The sequence below is a fragment of the Chryseobacterium oncorhynchi genome (assembly GCF_002899895.1).
GTDB lineage: Bacteria > Bacteroidota > Bacteroidia > Flavobacteriales > Weeksellaceae > Chryseobacterium > Chryseobacterium oncorhynchi.
The window spans coordinates 1-16,626 of record NZ_PPEI02000010.1 but is presented as its reverse complement, the minus strand read 5'-3'; the positions used below and the strand labels follow the sequence as shown (position 1 = coordinate 16,626).

The window sequence follows — 16,626 nt, the reverse complement described above, 5'->3', positions numbered from 1 at the left end:
GGCTTTTAGCATATTTTGAAGACTTCTTCATTTACACAAAGTGGAGAATACGGGATTCGAACCCGTGACCTTTTGACTGCCAGTCAAACGCGCTAGCCAACTGCGCCAATCCCCCGTTTTAAAAGTGGTACAAAAGTAAGTATTTAATTGGTATATGCAAATGTTTTGATGAAATTTTCTTTAGAATAAAAGGTATTCTATATTTTAGGCTTAAATTAAATATGAATAGTATATTTAAAAGAAACCTCATCCCATTAATTCTAAATATCTTATCTCATTTAAGGGTAAAGAAATAACAATATAACAGCTCTTTATTTTACTATATTTGAATTTAATGTTGCTTGCAATATGCTTGAAAATACTAATTTAAATTTTACAATGATTTAAATAAAGAATATGAAAAATAGTATGATATATCCAAAATATAAATTGTCCTCTTTTTTAACTCTCATTTTGCTCTGTTGTACCATGATTATAGGCAAAGCGCAGGTAACAGCTTTCTATACCGTTTCACCATTTGAAGACGATGATTATTTCACAAAAACGGTTTTTCCGTTCAACCCTGTTTTTATGAAGAATAATAAAGTAAAAAGTATTCTGCTTAAGAGTGACGAAAAAATTGGGACAAAATACATCTACAATTTTAATTCTAGCGGTTTTATAGAGAGTATGACCACCATACGCCATGATAAAGAAAAAACAGATACGGCTTTTTATACAAGATATTACTACAAAGAATCAGGATTAATTGATAAAAAAACAAGAATAGATTATCGAGATGGCATTGTAAAAGTCAGCAATTACCAATACAATAATAAAAACAAAATTGATATCATCCGAATCTTCTCATTAAATTCTCAAATGCCTAATAGGCAACAAAACAGTGACTGGCAGGGAGAGCCAGTTCCCGATGTAGACAAAATGATTCTTCAGGGATCGTTGCCCAATGAAAGTCTTTGGAAAAAAATGACTGCTGAAAATGAATTTTCTTCCTGGCAATATCGCTATTATACCGAAAATAAATTTGAGGCAGAAGAACGTACAGAACATTTTAATTTTCAGAAAAAAAGTGGTGATGTAGAAACTTGCTATCAAAAAAGGACTTATTACTATTTGAATGGATTTCCCGCAGGTTTGTTTCTACATGACGGCTGTGCTGCAAAAAAATTACCCTCTGAAATATATCAATTCAAGGATGGTCTTTTGCTACAACTCACAGATGCACCGTCCAGCCCTGAGTCCAAAATCGAAAAATATACATATGATAAAAACAAGAACCTTACTCTAATGGAAGATATCTGGAGTGGTCAAAAAGTAAGTGAACTGGAAATGACTTACGATGAAAAAGGCTTTCTGATCTCAATAGAGAGAAAATCTGATGCGCCAAATAGGGTTCAATATTTTCAAGATCGTACGCTAAGGTTAACCTATAGCTTTTACTAAGTCACGGGTTCGAATCCCGTATTCTCCACTTTTCAAATCAAAGAGAATTTGCAAATTATTGAAAATTAAATAATTACATTTTCTTTTTTTTGTTTTTGTACCCAAAATTGTACTCAAACTTTTGAAAAATGCTTTTTTGAATCTGTTTGAATTTAATTAAACCTATTTGAACTTTAAGAGTTACAACTGAGTTTATTATAATGCAAATATACTACGATTTAAAATAATAATAGTCAAACATTATACTTCTTGCTGTAGCTTCCCAGTCTATTACAATGCAATTTGGAATATTAAACATATCATCTTCATACAACCATTGTACAAAATCTTCATCGCTATCATATTCGCCGTAATAAAAATTGTTTACATATTCATACAAGCTTTGAAAATCCATTTTCCCAAGATTATCCAAACAGGCTTCGTACACCTCTACGTCATGCCCTGAATCATTAATTTGTTCCAGAACATCATAAATATCTTTTGATATATAACATTCACTCAATAATCCCAGCTTTTCCAGAATTGGACATTCATAATCCTGTAGCATAAATTCAGGATCTTGTTCATCTTTATGAAGTTCATACATTGCACTGAGCAGTTCGTTATAATCAGAATAATCGGAAAGGTTCAGCCATTTCCCAAATAGTGAGCCGTTGTTGTACTTTGCGTACGTTCCTACGTAGATACTAGCAGTATCAAGACAATTTGTTAACTTTGTCATGTTGATAAGTTTTAGGTATGTTAAAATTTATTGATGTCGCCTAGTTGTGTTCCCGCACTTCTAGGCATTTTTGTTTTATATCGAACCTTGTACACATAGAAACAAGGTATTATTTGGTAGAAAATAGCTTGTAAAGCTGTATTAAATATACAACAAAAAGCTGATAAACACAAGGATTATAAACAGTTTTTAACCCAAATATCAACGCTTGTTAAAAACTTTTTAACCACTCGAAGCACAAGAAAAGTAAAACAAGTTTGAGAAAAACAAGAACCTTCCAGCGGGGGTATTTCGAAAAAAGAACCTTGAGGGGGTACGAAATCTACTTAGTAGGTATAGACCCGATACATATATAAAAACTTTGATTGTGAAATACGGGGGTACTTTTTATAACAGATATTGATTGGGTTGGTGTAAATAACAAACTAAGTATTATACACTTTGTCTTTCAGCCCGCAATAGAAAAAAAACTTTACCCTACTCAATACACCACATATTGTTTACCCCAAAGAAACCCAGAAATATTATTTAAGATTGTTAGAGAGTGATATAATTAATAGAATAATTAATAGAATAATTATAGTATATATTGGTAATATGTTGCAGAAACGCTGAAAACCCATCTGTTTATAGTAGTTTGCAAAGATTACACGTTAAGATTGCACGAACCAACAAAAAGTTGCATCATTTGTGTTTTCAAAGTCTTTCGTTTCATTGAGGGACTTTTTTCGTTTTGGGGTAAATAGGTAGATATATATTGACAAAAGTACACTTGTTATGATTCCTATTTTTTACACCCCGTCACAACCGTAAAGATTACTTACCTAAGTCACGATAGACTTGTAACAATTTACAAAATGTAATCAAATTTTGTAGTTTACAGCGAATGTATAAACAAAGGAAATTGTAAATTATTATAAAACTCTTGCAGATACAGTCATATTCTCAGTTTCTCACAGTACAGATATGATATAATTTCCATTAGCGTGTTTTAATCATAAATAACATAATATGCGCACATACAAAAAATGCATATTTTATCCCTGAAAATCAAATTATTACAAAAGTTAATTCATAAAGATTAAAAATTGGCGCAATATATATTGTTATTATCGACACAATGCGTAAATTAAGGCGTTACCAGCCATTATAAAATACGACACAGCTAAAAACGAAAAGCAGAAAATATGAATTATACAGACAGGATATTTCCAACAAACAAAGGACTAACAACTTACCTTGACGAGTTAATAGCAAAGAATTATCAAATCCCGACATTTCAGCGTGACGTTGTTTGGGAACAAGAAAACGTAAAAAAACTTTGGGACAGCATTTACAAGTTTTATCCTTTGGGCAGTATCTTGATTTGGAAAACAGATTTAAAACTTCAAAACCACAGACAAATCGGTGGACACCAAATCACTGATACAGACTTCAGTCGGACAGAATACCAATACATACTTGACGGACAGCAAAGAACGACTTCGCTTCTTACTTCATTGTATGGCGGTAGCATTGAAGGGCGACCAGCATTTAACCCATTGCTTTACGTTGACCTAACTGTTCCAATTGATAGCGATACGGATGATGAAAGCTATCGCAACCGTTTTTTGTTTTGGACAGAAATTGATGACCGTAATGGAGAAATTCGACCGAATATTGGTAAGAAGAAAAGATTTGACGAAGGTTTGATTGTGAAATTGATTGACATAAAAAACAATTTTACAACTATTCAGACGAGTGTATTTAACAGCGACACAGTTAATAAAGATTTTAACCACCCAATTTTAGCAGAACTCTCAAAAATTAAGGGTGTTCTTGACAACTACCGTATTTCATTTATAGAAGTTAAAGGCATTCAAGTTTCAGAAGTTTGCCAAATCTTTGAACGAATAAATCAAGCAGGTAAACCTCTTAATATTTTTGATATTGTAGTAGCTAAGACATTCAAACCTGCAACTCAAAAAATAGCAACCACACCAGCCGACAACGGATTTTATCTACGTGATTTGATTGATGATTTTAGAAATCACAACAACAGCGAGTTTTTAAAAATCAACGACCTTGACTATCTGCAAATTTTAGCAGTAATTATCAATCATAATGTTCCGAATAGCGGAGTAAGAAACATTACAGACCGTTACCTAAATGAGATAAAGACTGACCACATTTTAGCGGTTTGGGAAGAGACTAAAAAAGCAATGCTTAAAACATTTGACTTCTTTGAAAATCATTTGCATATAAAAACACCTTATTTAGTTCCTTTCCGCTATTTCTATTTTACAATTACCGCATACTTTTATAAAAACAGTTCGCCTGACTATGGCTTACTCAAAAAATATTTTTGGTTCAACAGTTTTCATAATGACGACTTGTTGAGTAATACAACTCAATTAGGTCAACACATAGATTTCTTGAATAAAGGAAAAGCCAACGAGCCAGTTATGTTTGATAGGTTCTTAATTGACAAGCAAAAACTTCGCACAGCAACTTACAGCTCAAAAGGGCGAATGAGTAGAGCTGTTTTGGCTTTGTATTCAAGTGCTCAACCAAAGGATTGGGAACATTGCGACAGAGAAGTACTGGTTCAAAACTTCTTCTTCTCAACAGACAAACCAAACTTGCACCACATTTTTCCAACCAATTCAGAATATGTTCTGAATAATCAACACAAAAACAAAATTACAAGCGACAGTTTGATGAACATTGCTTATATAACTCAGATAACAAATCTTGACATTACAAACAGAAATCCGCTTGAGTATATGAAGGACTATGACAAGCCTGAGTTTGAAGAAATATTGCCTTCACACTTACTTTCAAGCGACATTTTGGATTGGGCGAGAAATGGAACTTTTCATGACAATGCAATTGACCAGTTTATAGAAAGTCGAGTAAACAACATTTTGACTGACTTAAAAACAAAATTAAACGGTGTGACATTTGACGAAATGGACACAATGGAAGTTAAAGAAGCTGTGATGGCAGAACAAAAATAAAGGCTGGCAACATCGATTTAGCGTAATGGCTGTGCTTCGTATGACAGTTTTGTGGTAGATTCAAATGCAGTTCTTCGATTGAACTTTTGTGCTAAAAATCCGCCACTACGCCAAGCCGCAAACCGTCAGCAGTAATTATAGTGACCAACGTCTATGGCAAAAATTTTCCCGACATTAGAACAAATTGATTTATTAAAAGTAAAGCCGACTGACGGAGAACGGAAACTTCTTCATTTCCTAAACTCAAAACTTGACGACAAATATGAAGTATATTTTCAACCGTTTCTTAATGGCGACAACCCAGACATCATAATTCTACGAGAAAATTCGGGCGTTATGATTATTGAAGTCAAAGATTGGGATTTAGACAGCTATCAATTAAGCCTAAATAGACATTGGCAACTCAAAAATGTAAATAATCCAATTGGCAAAAAGCAAATAGTAAAGTCGCCAATTCAACAAGTATTTGAATATAAAGAGAATTTATACAATCTTCATATTGACACACTTTTAGAAAAGAGAATTAAAAATCCCAAGTTTTTGTCAATCGTAACTTGTGCAGTTTATTTTCACAATGCAAGTAAAAATCAAATTGACAAATTTCTGACTAACGGAAACCAAGACAAAGAAAGTTACTTGAAATTTTTGTCGCATTTTGAAATTTTGGGCTTTGACAGTTTGTCAAAAGATAACTTTCAAAAAATTATTTCCAAAAGGTGGCTTGACAAAAAATCATTTCTCTTTGATGAAGAACTTTACAAAAGTTTCAAGCGATATTTGAAACCATCAACGCATAGTATTGAACAAGGTAAAACCATTACTTATACCGATGAACAACAAAGAATAATTGAAAGTAAAGCAGGAAGCCAACAAAAAGTTAAAGGCGTTGCAGGAAGCGGAAAAACACTTGCCTTGGCAAAAAGAGCTGTAAATGCACATTTGCGACATAAAGGCAAAATTTTAATACTAACTTTCAACATTTCGTTACGAAACTACATACACGATAGAATTAGCGAAGTTAGAGAAAACTTTGAATGGAAAAATTTTACCATTCTTCATTATCATCATTTCATCAAAGCTCATAACAATAACGTAAATTTTGTCAAAATAGATGAAGATGAAACAACAAATCCAGACGGAACAACTTTTCAGACAATTATTATAGACGAAGTTCAAGACTATCAAAGAGAATGGATTTCAAACGTCAAAAAGTTTTTAGTAAAAGGCGGAGAATTTGTTGTTTACGGAGATGAAAAACAAAATATCTATCAAAGAGCATTAGAAGAAAAAAAGCCATACACAAGTATTGGTGGACAATGGAACATATTAAAAAAATCTTTTCGTGTAACAACTGACATCGCTAATCTTGCTACGCAATTTCAACGAACTTTTTTCATCGAAAAGTATGACTATGATGAAATACAAGTTCAACGAAGTTTATTTGACACATCTTTAATCAAATATCACTATTTGGACACGGCTGACATTCCAGCAATTATGAACATCTATAATTCAGTCATTACTGAAACAGCAATTCATGACAATGATGTTTGTTTTCAATCTTCACGAGTTGATATTTTACGCCTTATTGATAAAGATATTCGGGATAGATTACACAAGAAAACAAACACAATGTTTGAAACTCTTGAAGTTTATGAGAAACTAAAAGCTGACTTTGCGACTGATGGAGAAAAATTGAAAAAAGAGCTTGAAATTGTAAGACGAAATAAAAAGTTTAACTTTTGGATGAATTCGGGAACAACAAAACTTTCTACAACCCACAGTTTCAAAGGTTGGGAAATTGCAACTTTATTTTTGCTTGTAGAAAATGAAAGTGATGAAGAACACGAGTTTACAACAGACGAACTAATTTACACGGCAATTACACGTTGCAGACAAAACTTAGTTATCATTAACATTGGAAACAGACGATATGACGAATTTTTTAAACGAACAATTAAAAACTGAAAATAACTGTTACTAACAAGCGTAACCGTTGCACAACTCCCTAAAAATCCTAAAAACTTAAAATGTCGAGCTCATTACAGCCTTTGAGGGTGATTTTATCAAGTCCGTAACTTCGGAGTTCACGATACTTCTTGAGATAATCTGTTTTAGAAAGATTGTTGCATTCGAATTTTTCCTGTGAGAATACTGTTATACTTGTAAACAGCAGGAGAGAAATAAAGACTTTTTTCATGAGCGATTTGTATCACCCGAGCCTAAAGTGTATTGTTTGGTTATTATATAGAAAAGGACGTAGGCTCGTAACTCTTATTTATTACTGAGGTTCTGGTAAACCTGTGATGTAAATAAGCGAAACCCACGCCCCGTAATATATGGACGTGAGCGTTCAACTTATCATTCTGCATCACATTTTGAATTTACCAGATTCCAGTAACAGAATAATTATTAACGCTTTTTCGTTATCGATAAAATTTGAGCTACGAAGATATGAATTTTTGTAATTATATGACAGTTTATTTTTTGTGGAAATGTAACGATTCGTGCATCATCACCCACTAAAAAGAGACTCTTATGAAAGTCTCTTCTATCTCTTTAAAATATTTCTATGATAAATCTGTATTTGCAGAACGAAGATGGAATTTATCCTGAGCTGGTCGAAGGGTAGGGTTTTGTTGTTTGCTTTGCAAAATCAACGGAAAAAGGCTTTGCGAAGTGCGGCAAAATTGGATGAAAAGTTCAATTTTAGACCAATCGATAATTTGGTTCCTAGGGATGATTTTTTTGTTATTAGAAGAGAAATCAGGATTCCGTTTTCTTTTCAAATCCCCTTCATAGACTTCCTTTCAGCCTGAATTAGCACTTCTATTATTTTAGACATCAAAAAACAGCCCACTAATGAGGCGGCAGAGAGGTATTACCGCTAGTCATATCTCAAGTTTATAACGAAAACAGTCTAAAACAAGTTTGTATTAACGCAGCTTATGCCGACCACAAATTCGGAACAGAAAGTCATTACGAGATGTATCGTCAAAATATCTACAATATATCCCGAGAAACTTTTATGAAAAACTCAGATTACTTTGAGATATTTTTAGAAATGATTACGCAACTCAAAAACCAATAATCCTATGGAAAAGAAAACTATTCAGGTAGACCGTAGTATACCCAAATCAGTATTGATAGGTTTTGTATTATCGTTTGTAACTGTTTTTGTAATCCAGCATTTCAGTACATTTTCTTATATCCCCAAACTTGGTAAACCTGCCATAGATTATGGTCATAAGATTGTGATAAGCGGTGAGTATGACACCCGCACAACACCTGTAGGTGCATTGTACCAAACAACTCCTTTTGGAACAAAGATAGATTTACCGACAAATGGAATGATGTGCAGTGAGCTACTGTTTGATTCCGATTTCAGAAAATACTCTAATAAAGTTGTATTGTATGCAAAAGCCGTATTCAACGATTACAAATATCTGCTGCTGTTTTGGTTAGCATACACGCTAATCGTTTTGTTTTTCAAGAGATACCGTCTAAAGGTTTTGATTTTGATACTCCCGATCAGCATTATGAGCTGTGATAATAAGATCGTGCAGGAAAAAGCTTACACAACAGCAATACAAGGCGATACAGCAGTTCAAAACAATTCAACATCACCAAATCCACCTAAGCCGAAAATACAGCCTAAAAAGCATTCCTTTGTGATTTTTGAGGGGGATGGCTTTTTTTCTTATGAAGGGCAAAAGAAAGTAATTACAGGGATATTTGAAACGGATGTATTTATGAACAAAGATGAAGAATATAAAATAATAGACGAAGCCCAGCAAAAAGCTATGATTGATCTTGAGTTAAAGCACGTTGACAAAAGATATATTCTAACTTTTGATAGTTATGCAAAAGCCAGTGAAAGAAGGGAAATTTTGCTAGGTATCAATCAAAACAACCGTAACGCAGATAACAATCACAGTGAAGAACAACAACCATTCGGTAATAATCAGGAATATATTATAATTCAACCAAAAGCATATTTCCATCGAAAACCTAATGAGAACAGCAGAAAAGACACTTATTTATTATATGGTGCAAAAATACTTGTCTCAAATGAAACCCGATATTTTGCATATACCTCTTTTACGAATACAGACGGTATAACGAGCAAAGGTTGGGTTCTTAAAACAGATATTGAAGCATATTAAACTTAATACTATGAAAAAAACAACAATTCTAACAGCATTATTGTTAACAGCACTATCATCATTAACTGTAAACTGCTCTAATAGCAATAACGATGATGATACACCTGTAAACAATCCACAACCATCTAATCCGCAAGTTACCCCTTATTTTCATCCGCCAGTATGGATTCAAGGCACTTGGGGTGTAACCAATGGTACTATTACAAATAAGCTCTACAGATTTACAGCAGATGATTTTATCTTGCTTACCAACGTAAGTGAGCATAGTATGACGGGAACAATCAAAGCCAGTCCGAATGGTGGAAGTGTTGACGAAACGGTTAACAGCAGTACTCAATATAATTTCACAGTTAAATATAATATCACAACCACAACACAAAGTTTTGAGTTCAGGAAAGTTTCAGCAGCTCAGATTCAGTGGAAAAGCAACGGAGCTTGGGTTGACTTGATAAAATTGTAGCAAAAACCTGAGCCTTGACTTCTAAGGATTGATGGCTATGCTTTTAATTTCTGTAAATACTTATTAACAAAAGGGTTGACGAAGAATCTGCAAGATAGTACCTATATATACTAAATTATTCTACTCCTATATCATACTCTAAACCAATCTCAAACTTATTTAATCTTCCCCCCCAAAAAAAAAACTGAATTTTTCGGACATTAAAAAAAATAAGATCAATTATAATACGACGTGTCTTGTCGCTCTGTAGATTCACCTTTGCTATATTATTAATAAACCAAACAGATATGATAGTGAAAAAGTTTTAAAGTGTATTGAAAATTATATTATATTCACAAAAATTTTAAAAACAACACAAATATGAAAAAACTCTACATGAGTGCATTTACGATATGCACTATTAGCCTGTTTTATTCTCAGGAAGTGATCTGGCAAAGGGACATCAAGTCCTCCACCCAGGACTTTCTAAGCCAGGTAACCACCACCATCGATCAGCAATACCTTATCACGGGAAGCTCCATTCAGAGTAATAAACTCCAACAGAATAACAGACAAAACAATGGCTACGACTTCCATCTGGTCAAATTGAACCAGCAGGGAGAGCAGGCCTGGGAAAAATACTTCTCAGGAAACAACCACGATTACCTTTCAGCGACTGTAACCACGCAGGATGGAGGATTCCTCTTGGCGGGAACCTCATATTCAGGTAAGGGACTTGATAAAAAGGATGATTCCAAAGGCGGTTCAGATGTATGGCTCATCCGCATCAATGAATTTGGAGATGAGCTGTGGCAAAAAACTATGGGAAGTTCCTCGGATGAGGAAACCAGGGCCATTATCCAAACCAAGGACCAAGGATTCATTTTGGCAGGAAATATCCAGAACTCCCCTAAAGGATATGGTTCTAAGGATGTCTGGGTGGTTAAGCTCGACAAAAACGGTAAGGAAATCTCCCAACTTATTTTAGGCGGAAGAGGTCTTGACGAGGTTGAAAAAATGATTCCCACAAAAGATGGCGGCGCATTACTGGGCGTCTATTCCCGAAGTGGAATTGTCAATAACGGTGGCAATGCCGAAAATGAAAAATCGGCTAACAACAATCACCCCTTTACAACCTCCAAGCAAAGCGAAAACTTTGGAGAAGGTGATTATTGGGTCATCAAACTCGATAAGAACGGAAAGGTTGAATGGGAAAAGAACCTTGGCGGAAAGGGAGACGACCACATCAGAACCCTTGCATTGACTTCCAATGGCTACATCATTGGCGGGGAATCCAGATCGGAAAGGTCAGGAAACAAGACCGTGGGAGTTGAAGAGGGAACAGACCTTTGGCTGATATCGCTAAATGAGCGTGGGGATGAACAATGGCAGAAGTCCTACACCTTTGGCAACAGGGATGTTCTAATGGGGATGAATGTAATCCAGAGTCAAGACCTAACCAAGGGAATCCTCCTGGGTGGCTATACACAGGCTGAGGGAAGAGTGGAAAAGGATGATGAGACATTCTGGATGCTGTATCTGGACGGAAATGGAAATGAGCATTGGAGAAAGCACATCAAGGGAGAATCCAGACAAAGAGAGGAAAGACTTTCAGATCTAAGACTCAACAGAGATGGTTCCATTATTCTGGCAGGAACGAGTGCTGAAGAACTAGGAAAAGAGAACTGGAAGATTGTCAAGCTGGGTGATAAGCAGGTGAATGATTTAATTGAAAAATATGACATCAAGATCTATCCCAACCCCGTATCCGATTATGCATATGTTGAAATCGGCTTTGACTTCAAGGAGGCTGATATTCTGGTCTATGACATGAGCGGAAGACAATTACAAAACCTGAAAACGAAAAATAGGGTAACGAAGATTAATACACAGGCTTTGGTTCAGGGAGCTTATTTGGTAACGATAAAGACTGATAATAACAAAACGGCGAATGCTAAGCTGATTAAAAAATAAAACACGATGAAAAAAATAACACTAAGTATCCTTTTATTAGGGATATGCTTGGGAACAAATGTTATTGCACAAGATCGACCACAAGAAAGCTTGTCAATGATAAATAATTTAACAACTAATAATGATTTATATAATGGAGCTGTTAATACAACTGTTCCACTATTCAATATTCCTGTAGGAAATTTGACCTTATCTAATGAAATTTCAAATAATGCAATAGGATTTAAACCTAGAGTTGATGAGAGTATCTTTGGATTAAACTGGTATGGAAATCAAATAGGAAGCATTACTAGAGAAGTAAATGGAGATTTTTTACTCTCAAAATTTTTTGTTGCTGATCCTCTCAATGGCTTTTATGGAATTGTCGCATCTGATGAGCTCAAAGCAAGAGCTACAACAGATTGTATTATTCAGCAACAAGACCTCAATTATGGTTTTACACCTACAAAAAAACAAATTTTAGAAAATCCTAATGCAAATGTAAAAACAGATTATAAACCTGAAAAATTCTATTTTGATTTTTTTGGATATAAAGGGTATTTTATATTTGATAATAGAGGTACACCTATGGTATTTTGTGAGAATGCTAAATTGGAAATATTAGGGCCCGCTTCTTTCGCTTCTAAATGCTATTCTGTAAGAAGCCCTATTCCATTTGATAATATAAATATTAGCCAAATTAGAATACTAGATGATAAAGGAAATACATTTTATTTTGGTGGTTCATATGATGCTTTAGATGTTAATTATTCAGAATATACTAATAAAGGCAGCGCTCCTTCGGGAAGTATAGTTCAAAGTTATTATTCTGCAACCAGAGCTAACTATATAATATCATGGTTTCTAAAAAAAGTAGAATTAAGGAATGGTGACATTATTTTGGCAAATTATAAACAAGGTGATCCAAATGTTTTTAATCCTTTTATGCAACAAAACCTTACAAATGGCACCATGTTTTCAACTGGTTACCCTACTAATCAGCAACTAGCTACATCAAATACTGATGCAACCAAATCAGTTGAACATCATGTAGGAAGTACAGAAAGTATTATCAACACAGTTAACTATACGAAAAGAGCAATACTTCAAAGTATAGAAGTTGTAAATAAAGATATAAACATCAATTATACTTATTTTAAGGATGCTAATAATCTTATACATTTAAATGGTATCAATTTAAATTATTTTGGAAGAAGTGAAAATATAGTTTTGAATCAAACTCCTTTTGGAGGGGTAAATTCTAGGTTTTTTTTGACATCTGTCAGTAAAAATAACGAAACTTACTCTTTTGATTATTATAAAACGGACAACCTACCAACAAAAACTAGTTATGGAACCAATGGATTTGGATTTTGGAATGGAACCAACAACTTGGGTGCGGGAGATACAAATAATTTTTTAGATGTTGCTTTATTAAAAAAAGTGACTTATCCTACTAAAGGATATACTATTTTCAATTATGAAAAAAGTGATTATTCTAAACAAAATCGGATTTCTGATACAGCTCCATTTAATCCTCAAGTAATTAATTTTAATTCAAACCCAGCTTATAGTTCTACTACCAGAATTGCTTCCAAAATAGACTTTGACGGACAGAATAGTTATACAACCAATTATAAATATAAACTTGGCGATAATACTAGTTCTGGAATAGAATCGTGGTCGAAAATAAAATTCAGTCAGGTAACTGAAGAAATTAGCAACAAAGGGTATATAGAATATTATTTTAGTGACTTCATTACCAATCCTGATATTAACTCAGTAAGACGATATAATACTATTTATGGTTATACTCTTTATGGAGGAAACAGAGAATATGAGAGGGGTAAATTAATGAAAAAAATGCAGTATGCTTCTAATAATAAATTATTAAAAGAACACCAGTATGAATATCAAAATTTTTTAAAGCCTGAAAGTGAGCTACTTGATTTTATAGGTTTTTATGACAGCAGTATTTATAAGGTTTCCGATCAAAATTACTATGTTTATACAGAAATTGAGGAAAATCATATACAAAACGGAGTGCCAACGAGAAGTTATACCATGTATGTTCCCGTTATTCCTTATTTATTGAAAAAAGAAAAAGTAATTGACTATTTTAATGATAAGAAAGTTTCGGCAGAAACAAATATAAAGTATAGAGAATTCAAAGATTTCTGGCATCCTTATCCAGAACAGATTGAGAATACGACATCATCAGGAACAAGTATTAAGAAGTATTTATATCCCTATGAATTGAAAGGAGGATGTCCAGGGTTTACAGCATGTTCTGATGATAATACTATTGTAGGAGGCCAATTCGCTAATTACTCAAAAATGGTTGAATCAAATATCTGGTATCCTGTTATAGAAATTATAAAAAATGAGAATAATAAATATTCTCTAAAGGAAAATCTTTTTCATGAATTGCCAATTGTTGCTAAAAAAATCAGAACTTCTAAACTAGATGCAGATTTAGATTTTACAAACTATAAGATTAGTGTGGATAAGACTGTTGATCAAATAAATTATGATTTAATTGATAATAAGGCTAATTATATTCAGGTAACAGATAAGTCAGGTATTCCAGCGGTAACTATTTATGGCTATAAGCAGAGATTCCCTATTTTGAAAATCACAGGCCTTACTTATGTACAATTCATGCAAATATTAGGACAACCGACATCTTCTACAGATTATTTAAACCTCAGTATTGTGACAAAATCTAATTCAGATGTGGATGCAGCTTCTGAACAAAGTTTGATTGATGAATTAAATACGATAAGAAATAATCCTTCCTTAAAGAACTATCCAATTACTACGTATACTTATGATCCTTTGATTGGAGTAACTAGTATTACGCCTCCCTCAGGAGTTAGAGAAAACTATTTGTATGATTCGACAGGCAGACTTCAGAAAATAGTAGATGTAAATGGACAGGTTGTAAAGGAAATGAAATATAACTATAAAAACTAAATTGATGAAAAAACTTATAATACCAATAGGAACTTTACTTTTATCCAATTTAACATATGCCCAGCTTTCCAATACGGAAAATTACATTTATACAAAAACATATTTGGATTATAATGGTATAGCACCTGCAAAATCCTTAGAAACAGTACAGTATTTTGATGGATTAGGGCGCCCAAAGCAAGTAGTTAATGTAAAAGCATCCCCACTAGGCAAGGATGTTGTCACCCCCATCCTTTATGATGGATTTGGAAGACAGGCTCAAGATTATCTTCCTGTACCACAATCTGGAACCCTGAATGGAGCCATTATTCTTGATCCGTTAGCCAATGTAACTAATACTCCTTATGGTTCAGAAAAAGTCTATTCGGAAAAATTATTGGAAAAATCACCTTTAGACAGAGTTTTAGAGCAAAAACAGGTTGGAAATGACTGGAATACAAAACCTGTAAGGTTTCAATATGAGGCCAATGCTACAGCAGACAAAGTAAGAAAATTTACTGTTCCTAGCATTTGGGTAAACAATGCAACACAATCTGATATCGTTAATAATGGAATCTATGGAGAGGGCGAATTGTATAAAAATACAGTCACCGATGAAGATGGTAATTCAACTATAGAATTTAAAAATGGACAAGGGCAGACCTTATTGGTCAGAAAAGTGGTGAACTCGACTGAAAATGCCGATACCTATTACGTCTATAATGAATACAATCAGCTTGCTTTTGTTCTCCCCCCTCTTGTTTCTAAACTTTCAAACTGGAATATAGAAGAACATAATGCTTTAGTTTACCAGTACCGCTATGACACAAAAGGTAGACTGGTAGAAAAGAAACTTCCAGGCAAAGGCTGGGAGTATATGGTGTATGATAAATCAGATAGACTGATTTTGACCCAGGATACCAACCTTAAGGCCCAGAATAAATGGATGATTACCAAGTACGATCGATTAGGTCGGGTTACCTATACAGGACTTTTATCATCAGGCGGGGAACGAGCAGGCAGGCAAAATGAGATCAATAACCTGGTGATTGCCGAAGAAAGAAGTTCCACAGGATTTACCCGAAACGGAATGACAATCTATTACACAGATGTCTATTTTGTAGGAGAGATCCCAACCATTCTAAGTGTCAATTATTATGATACTTACCCACAGGGATATAGCTTCAATCCATCATTTCCACAATCTATTCAGGGAGAAGCTCCTCTAACGGATGTTCCCACTGACGGGAAAAGCACCAAGGGACTTCCCGTGATGAGTCTGGTGAAGAACATTGAGGATGATAACTGGACAAAGAGCTATACCTATTATGATACCAGAGGCAGGGCCATTGCCACCCATTCCATCAATCACTTGGGAGGATATACCAGGACGGAGTCCAAGCTGGACTTTGCAGGAGTTCCCCAAACTGTTGTTACCAAGCATAAAAGATTGAATACGGATACGGAAAGGATAATCACAGAGAATTTCGAATATGACCACCAAAATAGGCTGCTGGTACACAAGCATCAGGTAGACTCCAATCCCGTGGAAATTCTGGCCCAGAATAAGTACAATGAACTTTCTCAGCTGGAAAGCAAGAAAGTGGGAGGAACCTCTTCTCAGGGGCTCCAGACGATCGATTATAAGTACAATATCAGAGGCTGGATGACCCAGATTAATGATCCTGCCAACCTGAGTGGAAAACTATTTGGATATGAAATTAGATATAACAGTCCTAAATTTACCAACCTAACTTCGGGAAGATACAACGGGAATATTGCAGAGGTAGACTGGAAAAATGCTGCAGAAAGTACCTTGAAAAGGTATTCCTATGTTTATGACAATCTGAATAGGCTAAAAGATGCTGTCTATACAGAACCTGAATCTACCAATCCGTATAACTACAACTTTAACGAAAACCTGACCTATGATTTTAATGGAAATATCAT

The 16,626-nt window shown here is 34.3% G+C and carries 9 protein-coding genes and 1 tRNA gene; 8 read left to right on the top strand and 2 right to left on the bottom strand.

Annotation, left to right across the window (positions count from 1 at the left end; genetic code table 11):
- Positions 1 to 41: 41 nt before the first annotated feature.
- A tRNA-Ala gene (locus C1638_RS21145) sits at positions 42 to 115 on the bottom strand.
- Between the two features lie 353 nt (positions 116 to 468).
- Between C1638_RS21145 and C1638_RS21140 the strand changes: the two genes are divergently transcribed.
- Positions 469 to 1,443, top strand: coding sequence for a hypothetical protein (locus C1638_RS21140; protein WP_109623919.1), 975 nt, complete (start codon positions 469 to 471; stop codon positions 1,441 to 1,443).
- A 211-nt stretch (positions 1,444 to 1,654) separates the two neighbouring features.
- On the opposite strand, the gene C1638_RS21135 is transcribed toward C1638_RS21140, so the two are convergent.
- Positions 1,655 to 2,164 carry an antirestriction protein ArdA gene (locus C1638_RS21135; protein ID WP_109623918.1) on the bottom strand — a complete coding sequence of 170 codons (510 nt, stop codon included), beginning with the start codon at positions 2,162 to 2,164 and terminating at the stop codon, positions 1,655 to 1,657.
- A gap of 1,187 nt (positions 2,165 to 3,351) precedes the next feature.
- On the opposite strand from C1638_RS21135, the gene C1638_RS21130 reads away from it, so the two are divergent.
- The 7 genes from C1638_RS21130 to C1638_RS21090 form a co-directional block, all read left to right on the top strand.
- On the top strand, positions 3,352 to 5,163 hold the full coding sequence (locus tag C1638_RS21130; protein ID WP_109623917.1) for a DUF262 domain-containing protein: 1,812 nt from the start codon (positions 3,352 to 3,354) through the stop codon (positions 5,161 to 5,163).
- Positions 5,164 to 5,316: 153 nt separating this feature from the next.
- A complete protein-coding gene (locus C1638_RS21125) occupies positions 5,317 to 7,131 on the top strand; it encodes an NERD domain-containing protein (RefSeq protein ID WP_109623916.1) in 1,815 nt (604 codons plus the stop codon).
- 1,127 nt (positions 7,132 to 8,258) lie between these two features.
- Complete coding sequence (locus tag C1638_RS22650) at positions 8,259 to 9,329, top strand: hypothetical protein (protein WP_228428243.1); 1,071 nt, start codon at positions 8,259 to 8,261, stop codon at positions 9,327 to 9,329.
- 10 nt (positions 9,330 to 9,339) lie between these two features.
- A complete protein-coding gene (locus C1638_RS21105; RefSeq protein WP_109623914.1) occupies positions 9,340 to 9,789 on the top strand; it encodes a hypothetical protein in 450 nt (149 codons plus the stop codon).
- A 360-nt stretch (positions 9,790 to 10,149) separates the two neighbouring features.
- On the top strand, positions 10,150 to 11,742 hold the full coding sequence (locus C1638_RS21100; RefSeq protein ID WP_109623913.1) for a T9SS type A sorting domain-containing protein: 1,593 nt from the start codon (positions 10,150 to 10,152) through the stop codon (positions 11,740 to 11,742).
- Between the two features lie 6 nt (positions 11,743 to 11,748).
- Positions 11,749 to 14,697, top strand: coding sequence for a hypothetical protein (locus C1638_RS21095; RefSeq protein ID WP_123838418.1), 2,949 nt, complete (start codon positions 11,749 to 11,751; stop codon positions 14,695 to 14,697).
- A 4-nt stretch (positions 14,698 to 14,701) separates the two neighbouring features.
- Positions 14,702 to 16,626, top strand: a 1,925-nt coding sequence (locus C1638_RS21090; RefSeq protein WP_228428241.1) for a DUF6443 domain-containing protein, incomplete at its 3' end; no start/stop codon positions are given.

Coding starts and splice junctions, on each gene's coding strand:
- C1638_RS21140 (WP_109623919.1), top strand. CDS start 469: ATGATTATAGGCAAAGCGCAGGTAACAGCTTTCTATACCGTTTCACCA.
- C1638_RS21135 (WP_109623918.1), bottom strand. CDS start 2,164: ATGACAAAGTTAACAAATTGTCTTGATACTGCTAGTATCTACGTAGGA.
- C1638_RS21130 (WP_109623917.1), top strand. CDS start 3,352: ATGAATTATACAGACAGGATATTTCCAACAAACAAAGGACTAACAACT.
- C1638_RS21125 (WP_109623916.1), top strand. CDS start 5,317: ATGGCAAAAATTTTCCCGACATTAGAACAAATTGATTTATTAAAAGTA.
- C1638_RS22650 (WP_228428243.1), top strand. CDS start 8,259: ATGGAAAAGAAAACTATTCAGGTAGACCGTAGTATACCCAAATCAGTA.
- C1638_RS21105 (WP_109623914.1), top strand. CDS start 9,340: ATGAAAAAAACAACAATTCTAACAGCATTATTGTTAACAGCACTATCA.
- C1638_RS21100 (WP_109623913.1), top strand. CDS start 10,150: ATGAAAAAACTCTACATGAGTGCATTTACGATATGCACTATTAGCCTG.
- C1638_RS21095 (WP_123838418.1), top strand. CDS start 11,749: ATGAAAAAAATAACACTAAGTATCCTTTTATTAGGGATATGCTTGGGA.